We start from the raw sequence: 16532 nt of genomic DNA on the forward strand, positions 1-16532 counted from the left end.
CCCCGCAATCATGACCCGGCGGGTCAAGCCCGGCCCCGGGGACGGGGGGACGGCTTGGACCGCCGCGGCGACGGGGCGGCCGGCCGAGCGCCTGCCGGCTCCACCCCGACCGGGTCCGCGGTCTCCAGAGACGCGTCGGCGGTGTCGTCGGCGTGCCGCCCCTGCTCGGCCATCTCGCGCGGCAGTCGCAGCGGCAGCGGCTCGCGGACCGGCATCGCCTCGTTGCCCCGGTCGACGACCAGCCCGTCCAGGCACTCGGCCAGCGGACCGGCCTGCTCGGGGTCGACGGCCGCCGCGCCTTGGTAGACACCGCGGACCATCCACCGCGGCCCGTCGACCCCGACGAACCGGATGTCGGTGAAGCCCTCCGGGGTACGCACGCGCGAGCGCAGCTCGACCCCGTACCGGCCGTCGACCTCCTCGGCGGCGACCCCGTCGTTGAACAGCTGCTTGCGGATCTCTTCGCGGACCTCGTCCCAGATGCCCTCGGAACGCGGAGCCGCGAACACCCCGAGCTGCAGCGCGCTCTCGCCGGCCACCAGGATGACCTGCTGGATCTGCCCCTCGGGGTCGGCCTGCACCCGCAGCTCGACGCCCGGTACCGCGGGGATCCACATGCTGCCCAGGTCGAGGCGCTCGACGCCGGCCGGCGCTTCGGTCACGTCGTACGGGCCGCTGGTGGGCGACTGCGACGCCTCGTCGACGGGTCGCGACCCGTCGTAGGCCCGCTCGGTGCCGGGCCGCCGGGTGCCTCGTGCGTCGTCCACCCGGTGGTGGCGACCACCGCCCCCGCGCCTCCGCGAGAAGATCACTGAACCTCTCCGTTCGTTCTCGACCAGTCTGGCTCGGCGCGTCCGGCGCCGCGCCGCGACCCGGACCGGTCGCCGACCAGCCCGGCGTGTCCACCGGTCGAACCGTGCCCCCCGACGCCCCGCCCGGACGGCGGTAGCTGGTCGACGACGTGGAAGTGTGCCCGTTCCACCTGCTGGACGACAAGTTGGGCGATGCGATCACCCCGGCTTATCTTCGCCGCCGTCCCCCGATCGTGGTTGACCAGGTTCACCAGGATCTCACCGCGGTACCCGGAGTCGACCGTGCCGGGTGCGTTCAACACGGTCACGCCCAGGCGGGTGGCCAGGCCGGAGCGGGGATGCACGAGCCCCACGTACCCCGGCGGCAGCGCGATCGCGATCCCCGTGCGCACCAGCGCCCGGCCTCCCGGAGGCAGCTCCACGTCCTCGGCCGCCACCAGATCCGCCCCGGCGTCGCCCGGGTGGGCGTACGTCGGCAGCGGCAGGTCCGGATCGAGCCGGCGCAGTGCCACCGGAATCGTCTTGTCTTCCATGCGCTACATCCTGCCGTGTGAACGTGCCGAACGGCGTCGTACTCTCGCACCGTGGCGGGACAAGCGACTGCACAGACAGGCAACGGCACGGCGAGGAGTCACGCCGAGCGGTTGTGGGTGCCGTGGTGGCTGTGGCTGCCCGCCCTCGCGTTCGCCGCCCTGCTCGCCGCCGAGGTGTACCTGGGCGCTCCGGGACTCAAGACCTGGATCCCGTACGCCGTCGTGCTGCCCGCCACGGCCGGCGCGCTGTGGGCGCTGGGGCGGCTGCGGGTCGCCGTGGAGGAGGGCGAGCTGCGCGTCGACGACGCCCGGCTGCCGGCACGGTTCGTGGGCGGGGTCACCGTGCTGGGCGCGGCGGAGAAGCGGATCCTGCTGGGCACCGCGGCGCACCCGTACGCGTTCGTCGTGCAGCGGCCGTGGATCAAGGGGGCGGTTCAGGTGCACCTGGACGACCCGGCCGACCCCACCCCGTACTGGGTGGTCAGCTCGCGGCGGCCGGCGGCGCTCGCGGCGACGCTGCTCGCGGCCCGCGCCGCCGGGGAGAGCGGCACGGCCCACGGCGACATCGCCGGGTCCTGACACGGCGGCGGTTACCTCCCCGCCTCGAGCTCGATCACCGTCGGACCGCGGCGACGCAGGTCGGCCTGGACGTCGGCGCCCAGCGACCGGGTCGCCCGCTGGTTGAGGTAGCCCGCGACGGCGGCGCCGGTCAGGAATGGGCCGAGCGTGGTCAGGTTGCGCCCGAGGCGCCGTAACAGCCGATCCCGTAACTCCTTGCGGGCGGCGGTACTGAGGGCGGCGGCAACGCCGCGGCCCTGGGTGAAGGGGTTGACCCCGCGACGGTTGGCCCACGCCTGCAGCAGGGCGACCGCCCGCTGGGGACCGTTTCCGGGCAGCGGCTTCCGGTACACCTCGTGCAGCTCGCCCAGGAGCTTGATCTCGACCGCGACGACCGCGACGGTCTCGGCGGCCAGCAACGCCGGCGCCGATAACAGGGTCGGCGTCGCGGCCCATTCGACGGCCGCCACGCCGCCGCTCGCCGCGCCGATACCGGCGGTCACCCGGGCCGCGTTGCGCACCAGGCGCTCGGCCAGGTCCTCACCGTCCAGGCCGTCGTGGTGCTCGCGCAGGGTGTCCAGGTCGCGGATCGGGAGGTGCGGTACCGCCTCGGTCACCGCGTCGACGACCCAGCGGACGGCGGTACGGGGGCGCAGCAGATCCTTCACGCCACGTTCGCGGATCTCCCGGAGCACCACCCGGCCGAGTAGCTTCGACCGCGTACCGCGGTCCAACTCCTCGTCGGTCAGGGCCGCGACGGCGCGGGAGAGATCAAGGGTGTCCGCCTGGACGGTGTCGTCGACGTTCAGCCTCTCGACAGCGTCCAGGCGGACGGTGTCCACGTCGTTGATGCGTACGGTGTCGGCGTTGTCGACGGGATCGATCGTGCTGACGTCATCAGCCGGGGGCGTATCCCCCGAACCGGGGCTGCCGGGACTGCCCGCCCCGGGCTCCTTCCCGTCGGACGGCTGATCACCCTTACGCATGCTGTCGCCCTCCCTCGCGCCCGCGACCAGCCTGGCCCGCGTCCACGGGATGCCCAGACCGGTCGCCGGATCGGTCGCCGCCTCCTGCCGCTCCTACCCAGAGCGACAGGAATCTATGCCGCCGGTGTCAGGAGCACTCGCGGCAGATCAACTCTCCGTTGCGCTCCGCCGCCAGCTGGCTGCGGTGGTGTACGAGAAAGCAGCGCGAGCAGCGGAACTCGTCCGCCTGCATCGGCAGCACCTTGACCGTCAGTTCCTCGTCGGCAAGGTCAGCTCCGGGCAACTCGAAGCTCTCCGCAACCTCGGCCTCGTCGACGTCGACGGTGGCCGACTGTGCGTCGACGCGTCGCGCCTTGAGCTCCTCCAGGCTGTCCTCGCCGAGGTCGACCTCGTCGCGACGCGGGGCGTCGTAGTCGGTGGCCATCGGATAGTCACACTCCCCAATATTGTGTCGCGCCGTGTGTAACGCCAGACGTCGTGGTTTTCGTACCCGCTCTGGAACACTTTCGCCGCGGCATCCGTCACGGATCCTGCCGACCGTGCCGGAAATGTATCTTGCGAGCGCGGAACCTTACCGCTCTCGTGCGTTGGTTGTACGCCTCCGCGCGGAAACTTGTTCCCATTGTGATTCAGGCGACACCAAGGTGGGGGTGCTGAGGTTGGTGGGACATCCGACGCGCCGGAGGGCACGACTGCTCGCGCGCGATGAGCGCGTACACGCTAACCTCGGCGGCGACCACCGGTCGCACGCCGCGCCGCGGTTCACCTTTTCGTTCCACGTCCGACCGAACTGCGACGGACGCCAGCCAGCGCTACGGGGAGCCGACAGATGACCATCGCGAGAATCCGGGCCCTCGCCGTCGTCGGCGCCCTCTTCCTCGCCGCGCTCGTGCTCGTGACGGTCAGCATCGTCAAGGACAAGCAGACCCAGACGCCGGGCTCCACCTGTGCCAAGGGCTCCGTACGCGTGGACAGCCACCTGGCCGACGCCGAAACCATCCAGCTCAACGTCTACAACGCGACCGACGAGGTCGGCCTGGCCAAGAAGGTCGCGCTGGAACTCAAGCAGCGGAAGTTCAAGGTCGACCCGGAGAAGGCCAGCAACGACCCGCTGGGTAAGCCGGTCGAGGGCGTGGCGGTGCTCCGGTACGGCCCGAAGATGGTCGGCGCCGCCTGGGTGGTGCGCTCGTACTTCCTCAACGAGGCGGTCGGCGAGTTCGACCCGAACCGTCAGGAGGAGACGATCGACGTGGTCCTGGGCCCGTCGTTCAAGAAGCTCGCCACCGAGACCGAGCAGAGGCTGTCGCTCGCCTCCGCCGGCCGCGCCGTACCGCCCAAGGGCACCTGCGACATCAACGAGGCGTGATCACCGCCCGGTTCATCGGGCGGTGATCACGGCCCGCCGGCGGCGTCGAACTCCACCAGCCGGTCGTGCAGCGCCCGGTGGATCCCCTTGGGAGCGGCCAGCACCATGTCGGGGCCGGGCCCGGCCCCGGCGAGTCCGGTGACCCCCAGACCGGCCTCCTCTGCCACGAGCCCGCCGGCCGCGTGGTCCCACACGTTGAGGCCCTTCTCGTAGACCGCGTCGAGCGCCCCCTCCGCCGCCAGGCAGAGGTCGATCGAGGCCGCACCCATGCGCCGGATGTCCCGGACGTACGGGATCAGCCGCGTGAGCACCTCGGCCTGATGGCGGCGGCGGGCCGCGTCGTACCCGAAGCCGGTACCCAGCAGCGCCTGCCCCAGGTCGGTGATGCCCGAGCCGGTCAGCCGGCGCCCGTCGCGGAACGCCCCGCCGCCCCGGGTGGCCGTCCACTCGTCGCCGGTGACGGGGTTGCGCACCACCCCCGCCACGACCACGCCGTCCACCTCGGCCGCGAGCGAAACCGCGTACACCGGGAGGCCGTACAGGTAGTTCACCGTGCCGTCGATCGGGTCGAGGATCCACCGCACCGGGCTGCCGGAGCCGTTGACCGAGCCGGACTCCTCGCCGACGACCGCGTCGTACGGGCGGCGCTCCCGCAACTGTGCGATGACGTACCGCTCCACCGCATGATCGGCGGCGGTCACGACGTCGGTTTCGGTGCTCTTGGTCCGCACACTCCGTACGCCCTCGGCCCGCATGGAGCGGGCCAACTCGGCGGCGGCGCGGACGGTGGCGACGGCCAGGTCGAGCAGCTGGGCCGGATCCGGCGGCTCGGAGGCTCCGGGTCCCATTCCCGTCGAGCGCGCCTCCGATGGCATCTCCATGGTTACCTCCTCGGGCCTGGGTACCATACTTCCAGGCCCGCCGGGCGACGTGATCGCAACAATCGAGCACCTCGCCCGCCCACGGCAGGTCGATCGCCAATATCGGCGTTACAATTCACGCTTGCCCCCCTGCGTCACGGATCGCCCCGGCCCGCGGCGTACGGGCTCCAAGACATCACAACCCGGCCACTCGTCAACGGCTTCGTCGCGCGCGAAGCTGGTTGGGGAGGCCACGCTCGCTCTCCGCCTCGGGAAGGTCGTCCGTGACAGCACCCCGCCAGACCGGCGCCGATGTACGTTCACTCGCCGATACGCTGATCGCGCGTGCTACCACCACCGGTGGTCATCTCACGTCGGCCGAACTAGCCCATGCCGTCGAGGCCGCGGACGTCACCCCCGCTCAGGCCAAGAAGCTCCTCCGGACGCTGGCCGAGTCGGGAGTGACCGTCGTGGTCGACGACTCCACCTCCGGGCGACGTCGCGTCGCCGCCGCCCGCTCCGCCACGCCGGCCTCCAAGGCCACCACCGCGAAGGCGGCACCCGCGCGTACCGCTCCGAAGCCCGAGAAGAAGGTCGCGGACGCGCCCGCCGAGTCGGCCACGGAGGCCACCGCGGCGACGGCGCCCAGGGCCGCCAAGAAGACCGTGGCGCGCAAGAGCACCGACGGGGACGTCGAGCCCGCCGCCAAGACCGCACGTAAGTCGACCGACACCCCGGCCAAGGCGACCAAGGCCACCCGGGGCAAGAAGGCAGACGCCGCCAAGGGTGGCGAGGAGCCCGAAGACGGCGAACTCGACGCCGAGGCGCTCGCCGCCGACATCGAGGACGTCGTCGAGGACGAGCCGACGCCGGAGCTGGCCCAGGCGGCCGCCGCGGACGCGGCGGACGACTTCGACTGGGACGACGACGAGTCCGAGGCCCTCAAGCAGGCCCGCCGCGACGCCGAGCTGACCGCCTCGGCCGACTCGGTCCGGGCGTACCTCAAGCAGATCGGCAAGGTCCCCCTGCTCAACGCCGAGCAGGAGGTGGACCTGGCCAAGCGGATCGAGGCCGGCCTGTACGCCGCCGAGCGGCTGCGCGCCGCCGAGGAGAACGGCGAGGACCTCGGGACCACGATGAGGCGCGACCTCCTGTGGATCTCGCGGGACGGCGAGCGGGCCAAGAACCATCTGCTCGAGGCGAACCTCCGGCTGGTCGTGTCGCTGGCCAAGCGGTACACCGGGCGTGGCATGGCCTTCCTGGACCTCATCCAGGAGGGCAACCTCGGCCTCATCCGCGCCGTCGAGAAGTTCGACTACACCAAGGGCTACAAGTTCTCCACGTACGCCACCTGGTGGATCCGCCAGGCCATCACCCGGGCCATGGCCGACCAGGCCCGCACCATCCGCATACCGGTGCACATGGTCGAAGTGATCAACAAGCTGGGTCGTATCCAGCGCGAGCTGCTGCAGGACCTCGGTCGCGAGCCCACCCCGGAAGAGCTCGCGAAGGAGATGGACATCACGCCCGAAAAGGTGCTTGAGATCCAGCAGTACGCGCGCGAGCCGATCTCCCTCGACCAGACGATCGGCGACGAGGGCGACAGCCAGCTCGGTGACTTCATCGAGGACTCCGAGGCGGTCGTGGCCGTCGACGCGGTCTCGTTCTCGCTCCTTCAGGACCAGCTCCAGCAGGTGCTGCAGACGCTGTCCGAGCGCGAGGCGGGGGTCGTACGGCTCCGCTTCGGCCTCACCGACGGCCAGCCGCGCACGCTCGACGAGATCGGCCAGGTCTACGGGGTCACCCGGGAGCGGATCCGCCAGATCGAGTCGAAGACCATGTCGAAGCTGCGTCACCCGTCACGCTCTCAGGTGCTTCGCGATTACTTGGACTGAGGTGCGGGTACGAAATCATCCGAACGGCTACGGAGGGGTGTGTTCCCGGTCACGGTTCGTCCAAGACCGAACCCACCCGTCCGGTGGACCGTCTTCTGATCGTTTCTATGGCACGCTATGAACACCTCACAGCGGGCGACGACGATCAGGCGGAGGTTCAACTGTGACCTTTGTCCCGTCACCGGGGCGGGAAGGCTCACCGCCTGGCCGATGTTGAACGATGTGTGAAACGGCAACGTATTGGATGCGTTCGTCGGTGACGACTAAAGGAGGATGGCGATGACCCCAACCCTCACGCCGCCGCCGGAGCTGGTGGCCCCCGCCACCGATGAACGGTGCGACCGCTGCAACGCCGCGGGCAAGCTGCGGATCCGGGTCTCCGAAGGCGGTGAACTCGTGTTCTGCGGACATCACGCGAACAAGTACGCCGAGCAGTTGGCGAAGATCGCGGTCGACGTGGCCGTCGCTCCGGAATTCTCCTGGCGCGGCACCGACCTGATGAACAACTGATCGGACGGATAACAACAACAGCAGGGCGTCCCCTTCGGGGGGCGCCCTGCGTCTTTTCCGGGGCCGGTCTAGCCCTCGCACCTGCGCCTCGTCCGCTCGCGCCCAAGATCCGCGCGGTTTCGACCAAACTGGGCGGATCTTGACGGGGGACGCTCGGTGGATCTTGACGGACGGAGCCCCGCTCAGAGGCTCTGGATCATCGCGATCCGCTCTTCGAGCTGCTCGATCGTCGCCTGGGCGCTCGGCGGCCCGCCGCAGCGCTTACGGAGCTCGGCGTGGATCTTCCCATGCGGCAGCCCGGTCCGGTGGTGGTGCGCCGCGACCAGCGCGTTGAGCTGGCGTCGCAGGACGATCCGCCGCTCCCCCGCAGTGGTCGGCCCGGCCGGGGCGCGGGGCGCCACGGCCTCGGCCACCGCGGTCGCCCGGCGGCGGCTCTCGGCCGCCACCTGGTCGGCCTGCCGCTTGGACAGCAGCATCGAGACCTGGTCCGGCGTGAGCAGGCCGGGAAGGCCCAGATACTCCTCCTCCTCGGCGGTACCCGCCCCGACCGGCGTACCGAACGACGCACCGTCGAAGATCACCTGGTCCAGCTCGGCGGTGGCGCTGAGCGCCTCGAACTGCTTCTCCAGTTCCCCGCTCGCCTGCTCGTTGCGCTGGGCCCGCTCCAGGAGCTCGTCGTCGAAGCCCTCGCGCCGCTTGGGCCCGCCCAGCACGTGGTCGCGCTGGACCTCCATCTCGCTGGCCAGCCCGAGCAGGTGCGGCACGCTCGGCAGGAACACCGTCGCCGTCTCGCCTGGCCGGCGGGCCCGAACGAACCGGCCGATGGCCTGGGCGAAGTACAGCGGCGTGGAGGCGCTCGTGGCGTACACCCCGACGGACAGGCGCGGAATGTCCACGCCCTCGGAGACCATCCGTACCGCGACCAGCCAGCGCTGCTCCGAGGCCGCGAACTCGGCGATCCTGCCGGAAGCGCCGGTGTCGTCGGAGAGGACCACCGCCGCCGGCTCGCCGGTGATCTGGTGGAGCATCTTCGCGTACGCCCGGGCGGACTGCTGGTCGCTGGCGATGACCAGTCCACCCGCGTCGGACATGCCACCCGCCCGCTTGACCCGCAGCCGGGCGTCGGCGGCCCGCAGGACCTGCGGCATCCAGTCGCCGCGAGGGTCCAGCGCCGTCCGCCAGGCCTGGGCGATCAGGTCCTGGGTCATCGGCTCGCCCAGGCGGGCCGCCAGCTCGTCGCCGGCCGAGGTGCGCCACCGGGTCTCCCCCGAGTACGCGAGGAAGATCACCGGGCGTACGACGCCGTCGGCGAGCGCGTCGGCGTACCCGTACACGGCGTCGGCGCGCGATCGTGGCAGCCCGTCCGGCCCCCGCTCGTACTCCACGAACGGGATCGGGTTGTCGTCGGAGCGGAACGGCGTACCGGTGAGCATCAACCGGCGTACGGCCGGCTCGAACGCGATCTTCACGCCGTCGCCCCAGGACCGCGAGTCACCCGCGTGGTGGATCTCGTCGAGGATCACCAGTGTCTTGCGGGTCATGGTGCGCCGCCGGTGGACGTCCGGCGCCATGCCGACCTGCGCATAGGTCAGCACCGCGCCGTGGAAGTCCGCGGAGGAGTGGATGTCGGCGTTGCGGAACATCGGGTCGAGCTGGATGCCGACCCGCCCGGCCGCGGAGGCCCACTGGAGCTTCAGGTGCTCGGTCGGCGCGACCACGGTCACCGCGTCGACGGTGCCGTCGGCCAGCAGTTCGGCGGCGATGCGCAGGGCGAAGGTGGTCTTGCCGGCGCCGGGCGTCGCGACCGCCATGAAGTCCTCGGTCGGGCGGCGCAGGTACGCGACGAGGGCCTTCCGCTGCCAGGCCCGCAGATTGGGGCTCGCCTCCGGTACTGGACGCGGCGGCATGCGCTCCCCTCCCTCGCGGCCGACAGGCCCCGGTTACCCGACATGAAGCAGCCCCCGGGCCGGGCAGGCCGTGAAGGCGAGCCGGGCCGCGAAGGCGTAGCAGAAGCGTAACCGCCACCGGGCCGAAGAAGGGCGAACCTCGCCCGCGCGCCGGCCGTCAACAGGCCGGCGGCGGGTGCGGCGACGTCACGGGGACGTCACGAAAGATCGCCGTTATTCGGGCACGACCTCGTCATAGATGCGCTTGCACTCGGGGCACACCGGGAACCGCTGTGGATCCCGTGACGGCACCCACAGTTTGCCGCAGAGCGCCCGTACCGGGGTGCCCTCCACCATCGCCTCCATGAGCTTGTCCTTCGGCACGTAGTGCGAGAACCGCTCGTGGTCGCCTTCGTCCAGGCGGTAGTCGACCTGTTCTTCGACGATGGTGTCGGTGTTGGACTCGGGACCAGTGGTCACCACACGCTCCCTCTCTGCCGGCGACGCCGACTGGCGCCGCCACGGTACGGACATCCCAGTCTGCCAGGCAGCGCAGCGGCGGGCGAGCAACGGGCCGGTCCCGGGCGGCACGTATGGTGACGAGGTGGACGAGTACTCGATCAAGACCAGCACCGAGGTGGCCGAAGCGGTCCGGACCGGGCGGCCGGTCGTGGCGCTGGAGAGCACGATCGTGTCCCACGGCCTGCCTCGGCCCGACAACCTGAAGGTCGCGCAGGAGATCGAGCAGACCGTACGCGACGCCGGTGCCGTACCTGCGACCATCGGCATGGTCGGCGGTCAGCTCATCGTCGGCCTGAACGAGCCGCAGCTCACCCACCTGGCTACCGCCGACGGGGTCGCCAAGCTGTCGGTCCGCGACCTGGCCGTCGCCGCCGCCAGCGGCGCGGACGGCGCCACCACGGTCGCCGCGACCGCCGCCGTCGCGGCGCGGGCGGGCATCCCGGTCTTCGCGACCGGCGGCCTGGGCGGCGTCCACCGGGCTGCGGCGGAGAGCTTCGACGAGTCGGCCGACCTGACCGCCCTCGCCTCCACGCCGGTCACCGTCGTCTGCGCCGGGGTGAAGTCGATCCTGGACGTCGGCGCGACGCTGGAGCGCCTGGAGACGCTCGGCGTACCGGTCGTCGGGTACGGCACCCGGCGGTTCCCCGGCTTCTACCTCAGCGACAGCGGGTACGACCTGGACTGGTCGGTCGGCTCCCCGGAGGACGTGGCGCGGATCATGCGGGCCCGCGCCGGGCACGGCGTGTCGGACGCCGGCCTGATCGTCGCCAACCCGCTCCCCGCCGACGAGCAGCTCGACCCACAGCTGCACGACCGGGTGCTCAGCGAAGGGCTGGCGGGCCTGGCCCGCGAGCAGATCACGGGCAAGTCGGTCACGCCGTACCTGCTGGCCCACTTCCACGCCGCGACCGAAGGCCGCAGCCTCGCCGTGAACGTACGGATCATCCTGCGCAACGCCGCGCTCGCCGCGGCGGTGGCGGTCGCGTACGCCCGGCCGTGACCACCGCGGCAGTCGTCGTCGGTGATCTCGCCACCGACGTGGTCGCCCGGTACGAGCTGCCCCTCGCGGCAGGCTCGGACACCCCCGCACACGTCCGCATCCTCGGCGGCGGCTCGGGCGCCAACACCGCGGCCTGGCTCGCGGCTTCGGGCGTACCGACGACCTTCGTCGGGGTGGTCGGCGCCGACGAGGCGGGCTCCACCCGGGTGGCCGAGCTGGCGGCGACAGGGGTACGCGCGTCGGTGCGCCGCGCCGCGGACACCGCCACCGGCAGCGTGGTGGTGCTCTCGCGCGGCGGGGACCGGACCATGCTGTCCGAGCGCGGCGCGAACCGCCTGCTGTCGCCGGCGGACGTGGACGCGGGGCTCGCCACCGGCGCCGGGCACCTGCACCTGTCGGGGTACACGCTGCTGGAGCCGCCGGCGCGCGACGCCGGCCGGTACGCCCTCGCCGCCGCCGCCCGCGCCGGCCTGACCACCAGCGTCGATCTCGCCGCCGCCGCGATCATGCGGCGGCTGGGTGCCGGGTCGTTCCTTGACTGGGTACGCGGTGCCGACCTGCTCCTGGCCAACGTCGACGAGGCGAGCGCCCTGGTCGGCGACGGTACGCCGGTGGAGTTGGCCGTCCGGCTCGCCGGCTGGGCGGGGCACGCCGTCGTGAAGTGCGGCGCCGCCGGTGCGGTGTGGGCGTCGGCCGGCGGAGAGATCACCGAGGTCGCCGCCGCGCCCGCGTCGGTGGTCGACCCGACCGGGGCCGGGGACGCGTTCGCCGCGGGGCTGCTGTCGGCGTGGCTGTCGGGCGGCTCGCCGGAGGAGGCGTTGCGCGCCGGTACCCGTACCGGCGCCGCGGCCGTCGGCCTGGTCGGCGGCCGCCCTGCTCCGCCGCGGCGGTGAGCCGCCCTACTCCTCGGCGTCGATGACGGTGGGCTCCCGGGTGGGACCGATCGAGGTCTGCGGCGGTTTCTCCGCCCGTGGGGCGGCGTGGTGCAACTTGTGGGAGAGGCGGTGCTGCTCCTTGGGCGGCCGGTCGTTGGCCAGCAGTACCGCGAGCCACGGCAGCAGGACCATCGCGGCCACGCACAGGATGAGCCACAGGGCCAGCAGCGGCGGCCGCACGGTCACCAGGATCGCGGCGAGGATCAGGGCGAGCGCCCGGATCGACATCATGATCAGGTACTTGATCTGCCGCGCGCGGAGCTGGTCGTCCTGGCTCACCTCGGCGTCGGTGATCACCACCGGACGCGGTGCCCGTCGTCTCACCTGGCCGCCCCTCTGCGCAGTGGTACCCACCGAGTCTTTCACCGACCCGGGGTGCCGGCCAGCCCTCTGCCCGCCATGATCACGGATGCTTTTCCGGGTCCGGACCCGGAAAAGCATCCGTGATCATGGCTGACGGCCGGGGGTGTTACCGAGGGTCGTCCGGGTGGGCCACCTCGACACGGGGGCCGGCCAGGGCGTCGCGGATCTCGCGCAGCAGCAGGACCTCCTCGCTCGGCGCCTTCGGCCGGGGCTCGTGGCCCTTGGCGCGACGCTCGGCGAGCTTGTTCATCGGCAGGACGATCAGGAAGTACACGGTGGCCGCGGTGAGCAGGAAGGTGATGGCGGTGTTGATGAAGGCGGCGTAGTCGAAGTCCACCTTGTTGATCGTGAACACTCCCTGCTTCATCGCCTTGCTGCCGCCGGTGACGACACGGATCAGCGGCTCGAGGAACGACTTGGTGAACTGGGTGACGAGACCGCCGAACGCCGCGCCGATCACGACGCCGACCGCGAGATCGACGACGTTGCCGCGCATGACGAAGTCTTTGAAACCGCGAAGCATGAACATCTCCAGATGACCCGGGGGGAGGGACCCGACCACCCTAAGGGAGGAGCACGGAGATCATCCGTTAGGTCCGACCGGACGGCGCGCTACGCACCCACCTGGGCCTCTAGGCCTTACCGGCCTTCGCCGCGGCCTTCATCTGCTGCTTGTACGACCGGACCTTGACCAGGCTGGCCTCGTCGACGATGTCAGCCACCGACCTCCAAGAGCCCTCGACTCCGTAGTCGCCGGCCGCCTCGCGCCAGCCCGAGGGCTGGACGCCGTACTGCTTACCGAGCAGCGCCACGAAGATCTGCGCCTTCTGCCTGCCGAAGCCGGGCAGGTCGGAGACGCGCTTGAGCAGTTCCTTGCCGTCCTTCGCCTCGGACCACAGCCGCGCGGCGTCCCCGTCGTACCGGTCCACCAGCAACCGGCACACCTGCTGGACCCGGCCGGCCATGGCCTTCGGGAAGCGGTGCAGGGCCGGGGTCTCGGCGAAGATCGCGGTGAGCGCCTCCGGGTCGTACCCGGCCAGCTCACGGGCGTCGAGCGGGTGGCCGAGGCGCTGCTGGAGCACGTACGGCGAGCTGAACGCCTTCTCCAGCGGTATCTGTTGGTCGAGAACCATGCCGATCAGGAGCGCGAGCGGGCTGCGCCCCAGCAGTTCGTTGGCGGCGGGATCGATGGGCAGCGAAAGCACGGACCATTTTCCCATGATCACCGAGAGTTCGGGGTGCTGTGACGCCCCGAACTCTCGGTGATCACGGGTAAGGGTGGCGGGTCAGCGGGCGTCGAAGAGCGCGCTGACCGACTCGCCCCAGTGGATGCGTCGCATCGCCTCGGCCAGCGCCGGCGCGACCGACAGCACCCGCAGCTTGGGCGAGCGGTGCAGCACCGGGACGGTGTTGGTGCAGACGATCTCCAGGACGTCGGGCTCGGCGCCGATCCGGTCCAGCGCCCCGTCGGCGAACAGGCCGTGGGTACACGCGACCCGGACCGAGCGCACGTTCTGCTTCCGGAGCAGGTCGAGCAGCTCGAGCACGGTCGTGCCGCGGGCGATCTCGTCGTCCAGGACGATCACGTCCCGGTCGGCGACGTCACCGATGATCGCGCTCATCTGCACCTTGTCGTCGGACAGGCGCTCCTTGGCGCCGGCCGCCACCGGTACCCCGAGCAGCCGGGCGAACCGGGCCGCCTCCTTGGCGTTGCCCAGGTCGGGCGAGACGACCACGGTGTTCGACAGGTCGTACTGGCGGAAGTGGGCGGCGAGCTCGCGCAGCGCGTGCAGGTGGTCGACCGGGACGCTGAAGAAGCCGTGTACCTGGGGCGAGTGCAGCGTCATCGCCAGCACCCGGGTCGCGCCGGCCGTCACCATCAGGTCGGCGACCAGCCGCGCCCCGATGGAGATGCGCGGGGCGTCCTTCTTGTCCGACCGGGCGTACGCGAAGTGCGGCATCACCACGGTCAGCCGGCCCGCCGAGGCGCCGCGGGCGGCGTCGAGCATCAACAGCAGCTCGACCAGGTTCTCCTGGACCGGAGGCACGAGCGGCTGGATCAGGAAGACGTCCCGTTCGCGGCAGTTGGCCTGCAGCTGCACTTCCAGGCAGTCGTTGGCGAACCGGCTGATCCGGGTCGGGTGAAGGGGCACCCCCAGCTGCCGGCAGATCTCCTCCGCCAGCTCAGGATGCGCACTACCACTGAATACCGCGATGTCCGACCGCACGAACACTCCCTCGTCGCTCCACATGCCCGCACAAAAGTACGTGAACGGCTGCGGAACGCCGAGTCGCGGTCCAGCGCAGGGACGGGCACGAGGCAGGATGGGACGGGTGACCGACGCCATCCTCTCCCCCGACGGAATCGCCCGGCTCCGCGAAGCCCTGACCACTGCCGGCTACACCTCGCTCGGCATCGCCGAACGGATCGGCCCGGCCGGTACGGTCGGGATGCAGCACAACGACCTGCGGGCCGCGCTGCGCTCGACCACCGGCGCCCCGGACCGGCTCGCCACCCTGATCCGGCTGTTCGTCTGCGGCCAGACCGAGCCTGAGCAGGCCGTGGCGGCCGCGCTGGCGCCGCTGCCGCTCGCCGACGCGATCGAGGCCGGCCTGGTCGAGCCGGTCGCCGGCGGGCTGCGGGCCGCCCTGGAGATCGAGGCGTACGGCGACCAGTGGATCGTCTCCGACGTCGACGCGGGGATGCGCCCCGGCCAGCCGCTGCCGCCCGACCACGTGCTCGGCGTGGGCGGCGCCTCGACCACCCTCGCCCAGTCGACGATCCGCCGGCCCGTGGGTACCGCGCTCGACCTGGGCACCGGCTGCGGCATCCAGGCCCTGCACCTGTCCACGCACGCGGCCCGGGTCACCGCGACCGACCTGTCCGAGCGCGCCCTGCGCTTCGCCGCAACCACGGCCGCCCTCAACCGCCTGGACTGGGAGCTGCTGCGCGGCGACCTGACCGACCCGGTGGCGGGCCGCCGGTTCGACCTGGTCGTGAGCAACCCACCGTTCGTCGTCGGCCCGGGTACGACCACGCACACGTACCGCGACTCGGGGCGGGCCGGCGACGCGGTCTGCGCCGAACTGGTGGCGGCCGCGCCCCGGCTGCTCAACGAGGGCGGGTACCTGCAGTTCCTGGCGAACTGGCTGCACGTCACCGGCGAGGACTGGGCCGACCGGGTCGCGGGCTGGGTCGCCGGTACCGGCCTGGACGCGTGGATCATCCAGCGGGAGGTGTCCGACCCGGTCGGGTACGTCAACCTGTGGCTGGCCGACGCGTCCGAGGACCCGGCAACCCAGCCCGCCCGGGCGGCGGCCTGGCTGGACTGGTTCGACGCCAACAAGATCGAGGCGGTCGGGCTCGGCCTGGTCACGCTGCGCGCCGGCGGCCACGACGACCCCGCGGTACGGGTGGAGGACCTGCGGCAGGCCGTGGACCAGCCGCTCGGCGCGCACGTGGAGCCGTGGTTCGACCGGCAGGACTGGCTGCGCCGCCAGTCCGCCGACTCGCTGCTGGGCGCCCGGCTGGTCGCGGCCGACGGGCTGCAACTGCGCCAGGAGGCGACGCGGGGACCCCAGGGATGGCAGGTCGACCGCCAGCTGCTGGCGCTCACCGAGGGCCTGCGCTGGGTGGAGCAGATCGACCCGCTCGTCCTCGCGCTGGTCAGCGCGTGCGACGGCACCCTGCCGCTGCGCGACCAGCTCGACGTACTGGCCGCCGCGCACCAGGCCGAGCCGGCGGTCCTCGCCGAGGCGGCCGTGCCGATCGTGGCGCACCTGGTGGAGCGCGGCCTGCTGCTGCCCTCGGAGGCGTGACGTGCGCGCGGTGGTACAGACGGTGAGCCGGGCCAGCGTCACCGTCGACGGCGAGGTGATCGGCGCGATCACCGACGGGCTGCTGATCCTGGTCGGCGTGACGCACTCGGACACGGCGGCCCAGGCCGAGACCCTCGCCCGCAAGGTGTACGAGCTGCGCATCCTCGACGACGAGAAGTCCGCCTCCGACGTCGGGGCGCCGCTGCTGGTGGTCAGCCAGTTCACGCTGTACGGCGACGCGCGCAAGGGCCGGCGGCCGAGCTGGACCGCCGCCGCCCCCGCGGAGACCGCGGAACCGCTGGTCAGCGCGTTCGTCGAGGACTTACAGGCCCGAGGCGCGAAGGTCTCGACCGGGCGGTTCCGCGCCCACATGCTGGTCGAGAGCGTCAACGTCGGGCCGCGGACCGTACTCCTGGAGGTGTGACCCCCACCACTCCTCATCTGTAACCGGCCCGTCGCCTCACCGGGGCTTAACGCCGGCTGAGTC

At 71.8% G+C, this 16532-nt stretch carries 19 protein-coding genes; 8 read left to right on the plus strand and 11 right to left on the minus strand.

Translation table 11 applies throughout. The annotated features are described in order from the left end of the window. Positions 1-23: 23 nt before the first annotated feature. Both Pme01_RS00465 and dut read right to left on the minus strand, forming a co-directional pair. Positions 24-812, minus strand: coding sequence for a DUF3710 domain-containing protein (locus Pme01_RS00465; RefSeq protein WP_168113202.1), 789 nt, complete (start codon positions 810-812; stop codon positions 24-26). Further along, the gene (gene dut, locus Pme01_RS00470) at positions 809-1345 is read right to left on the minus strand and encodes a dUTP diphosphatase (protein WP_168113201.1); all 537 of its coding nucleotides are present in this window, start codon (positions 1343-1345) and stop codon (positions 809-811) included. The genes Pme01_RS00465 and dut overlap by 4 nt, the downstream gene beginning before the upstream one ends. A 51-nt stretch (positions 1346-1396) precedes the next feature. Here dut and Pme01_RS00475 point away from each other — a divergent pair, with 51 nt between their 5' ends. Beyond that, positions 1397-1924, plus strand: a complete 528-nt coding sequence (locus Pme01_RS00475; RefSeq protein WP_168113200.1) for a DUF3093 domain-containing protein — start codon at positions 1397-1399, stop codon at positions 1922-1924. Positions 1925-1935: 11 nt separating this feature from the next. Here the strand turns inward: Pme01_RS00475 and Pme01_RS00480 are convergent, their stop codons facing one another. Next, the gene (locus Pme01_RS00480; protein WP_239087925.1) at positions 1936-2889 is read right to left on the minus strand and encodes a hypothetical protein; all 954 of its coding nucleotides are present in this window, start codon (positions 2887-2889) and stop codon (positions 1936-1938) included. A 127-nt stretch (positions 2890-3016) separates the two neighbouring features. Next, complete coding sequence (locus tag Pme01_RS00485; protein ID WP_168113199.1) at positions 3017-3313, minus strand: DUF4193 domain-containing protein; 297 nt, start codon at positions 3311-3313, stop codon at positions 3017-3019. Positions 3314-3718: 405 nt separating this feature from the next. Here Pme01_RS00485 and Pme01_RS00490 point away from each other — a divergent pair, with 405 nt between their 5' ends. Continuing rightward, positions 3719-4255 (plus strand): LytR C-terminal domain-containing protein, encoded by a 537-nt coding sequence (locus Pme01_RS00490; RefSeq protein ID WP_168113198.1) that lies wholly within the window; start codon positions 3719-3721, stop codon positions 4253-4255. Positions 4256-4281: 26 nt separating this feature from the next. Here Pme01_RS00490 and Pme01_RS00495 read toward each other — a convergent pair whose 3' ends face one another. Next, positions 4282-5130: an inositol monophosphatase family protein gene (locus Pme01_RS00495; RefSeq protein ID WP_373315425.1), complete on the minus strand. Its 849-nt coding sequence runs from the start codon at positions 5128-5130 to the stop codon at positions 4282-4284. A 269-nt stretch (positions 5131-5399) separates the two neighbouring features. Here Pme01_RS00495 and Pme01_RS00500 point away from each other — a divergent pair, with 269 nt between their 5' ends. Next, complete coding sequence (locus Pme01_RS00500) at positions 5400-7010, plus strand: RNA polymerase sigma factor (protein WP_168113197.1); 1611 nt, start codon at positions 5400-5402, stop codon at positions 7008-7010. Positions 7011-7289: 279 nt separating this feature from the next. Next, positions 7290-7520 (plus strand): DUF7455 domain-containing protein, encoded by a 231-nt coding sequence (locus Pme01_RS00505; RefSeq protein WP_168113196.1) that lies wholly within the window; start codon positions 7290-7292, stop codon positions 7518-7520. Between the two features lie 182 nt (positions 7521-7702). Here Pme01_RS00505 and Pme01_RS00510 read toward each other — a convergent pair whose 3' ends face one another. Further along, positions 7703-9427 (minus strand): DEAD/DEAH box helicase, encoded by a 1725-nt coding sequence (locus Pme01_RS00510; protein ID WP_168113195.1) that lies wholly within the window; start codon positions 9425-9427, stop codon positions 7703-7705. Positions 9428-9640: 213 nt separating this feature from the next. Then, a complete protein-coding gene (locus Pme01_RS00515; protein ID WP_239087926.1) occupies positions 9641-9886 on the minus strand; it encodes a DUF3039 domain-containing protein in 246 nt (81 codons plus the stop codon). A 124-nt stretch (positions 9887-10010) separates the two neighbouring features. On the opposite strand from Pme01_RS00515, the gene Pme01_RS00520 reads away from it, so the two are divergent. After that, a complete protein-coding gene (locus Pme01_RS00520; RefSeq protein WP_239087927.1) occupies positions 10011-10928 on the plus strand; it encodes a pseudouridine-5'-phosphate glycosidase in 918 nt (305 codons plus the stop codon). Beyond that, positions 10925-11821 carry a carbohydrate kinase family protein gene (locus Pme01_RS00525; RefSeq protein ID WP_168113192.1) on the plus strand — a complete coding sequence of 299 codons (897 nt, stop codon included), beginning with the start codon at positions 10925-10927 and terminating at the stop codon, positions 11819-11821. Before Pme01_RS00520 ends, Pme01_RS00525 begins: the two co-directional genes overlap by 4 nt. A gap of 6 nt (positions 11822-11827) precedes the next feature. On the opposite strand, the gene Pme01_RS00530 is transcribed toward Pme01_RS00525, so the two are convergent. From Pme01_RS00530 to Pme01_RS00545, 4 genes are all read right to left on the minus strand, one after another. Continuing rightward, complete coding sequence (locus tag Pme01_RS00530; RefSeq protein WP_168113191.1) at positions 11828-12187, minus strand: DUF3099 domain-containing protein; 360 nt, start codon at positions 12185-12187, stop codon at positions 11828-11830. A gap of 145 nt (positions 12188-12332) precedes the next feature. Continuing rightward, positions 12333-12749: a large conductance mechanosensitive channel protein MscL gene (mscL, locus tag Pme01_RS00535; protein WP_168113190.1), complete on the minus strand. Its 417-nt coding sequence runs from the start codon at positions 12747-12749 to the stop codon at positions 12333-12335. Positions 12750-12858: 109 nt separating this feature from the next. After that, a complete protein-coding gene (locus Pme01_RS00540; protein ID WP_373315423.1) occupies positions 12859-13431 on the minus strand; it encodes an HhH-GPD-type base excision DNA repair protein in 573 nt (190 codons plus the stop codon). Positions 13432-13512: 81 nt separating this feature from the next. Beyond that, positions 13513-14454, minus strand: a complete 942-nt coding sequence (locus tag Pme01_RS00545; RefSeq protein ID WP_373315424.1) for a ribose-phosphate diphosphokinase — start codon at positions 14452-14454, stop codon at positions 13513-13515. 106 nt (positions 14455-14560) lie between these two features. Between Pme01_RS00545 and Pme01_RS00550 the strand changes: the two genes are divergently transcribed. Next, a complete protein-coding gene (locus tag Pme01_RS00550) occupies positions 14561-16045 on the plus strand; it encodes a DUF7782 domain-containing protein (RefSeq protein WP_444544215.1) in 1485 nt (494 codons plus the stop codon). 1 nt (position 16046) lies between these two features. Then, a complete protein-coding gene (gene dtd, locus Pme01_RS00555) occupies positions 16047-16469 on the plus strand; it encodes a D-aminoacyl-tRNA deacylase (protein WP_168113186.1) in 423 nt (140 codons plus the stop codon). Positions 16470-16532 lie beyond the last annotated feature (63 nt).

The organism is Planosporangium mesophilum (genome assembly GCF_016863255.1).
GTDB lineage: Bacteria > Actinomycetota > Actinomycetes > Mycobacteriales > Micromonosporaceae > Planosporangium > Planosporangium mesophilum.

What these genes read in the sequence shown, in the direction of transcription:
- mscL (WP_168113190.1), bottom strand. Translation starts at nt 12,749, where the DNA reads ATGCTTCGCGGTTTCAAAGACTTCGTCATGCGCGGCAACGTCGTCGAT.
- dut (WP_168113201.1), bottom strand. Translation starts at nt 1,345, where the DNA reads ATGGAAGACAAGACGATTCCGGTGGCACTGCGCCGGCTCGATCCGGAC.
- Pme01_RS00480 (WP_239087925.1), bottom strand. Translation starts at nt 2,889, where the DNA reads ATGCGTAAGGGTGATCAGCCGTCCGACGGGAAGGAGCCCGGGGCGGGC.
- Pme01_RS00490 (WP_168113198.1), top strand. Translation starts at nt 3,719, where the DNA reads ATGACCATCGCGAGAATCCGGGCCCTCGCCGTCGTCGGCGCCCTCTTC.
- Pme01_RS00485 (WP_168113199.1), bottom strand. Translation starts at nt 3,313, where the DNA reads ATGGCCACCGACTACGACGCCCCGCGTCGCGACGAGGTCGACCTCGGC.
- Pme01_RS00495 (WP_373315425.1), bottom strand. Translation starts at nt 5,130, where the DNA reads ATGCCATCGGAGGCGCGCTCGACGGGAATGGGACCCGGAGCCTCCGAG.
- Pme01_RS00510 (WP_168113195.1), bottom strand. Translation starts at nt 9,427, where the DNA reads ATGCCGCCGCGTCCAGTACCGGAGGCGAGCCCCAATCTGCGGGCCTGG.
- Pme01_RS00505 (WP_168113196.1), top strand. Translation starts at nt 7,290, where the DNA reads ATGACCCCAACCCTCACGCCGCCGCCGGAGCTGGTGGCCCCCGCCACC.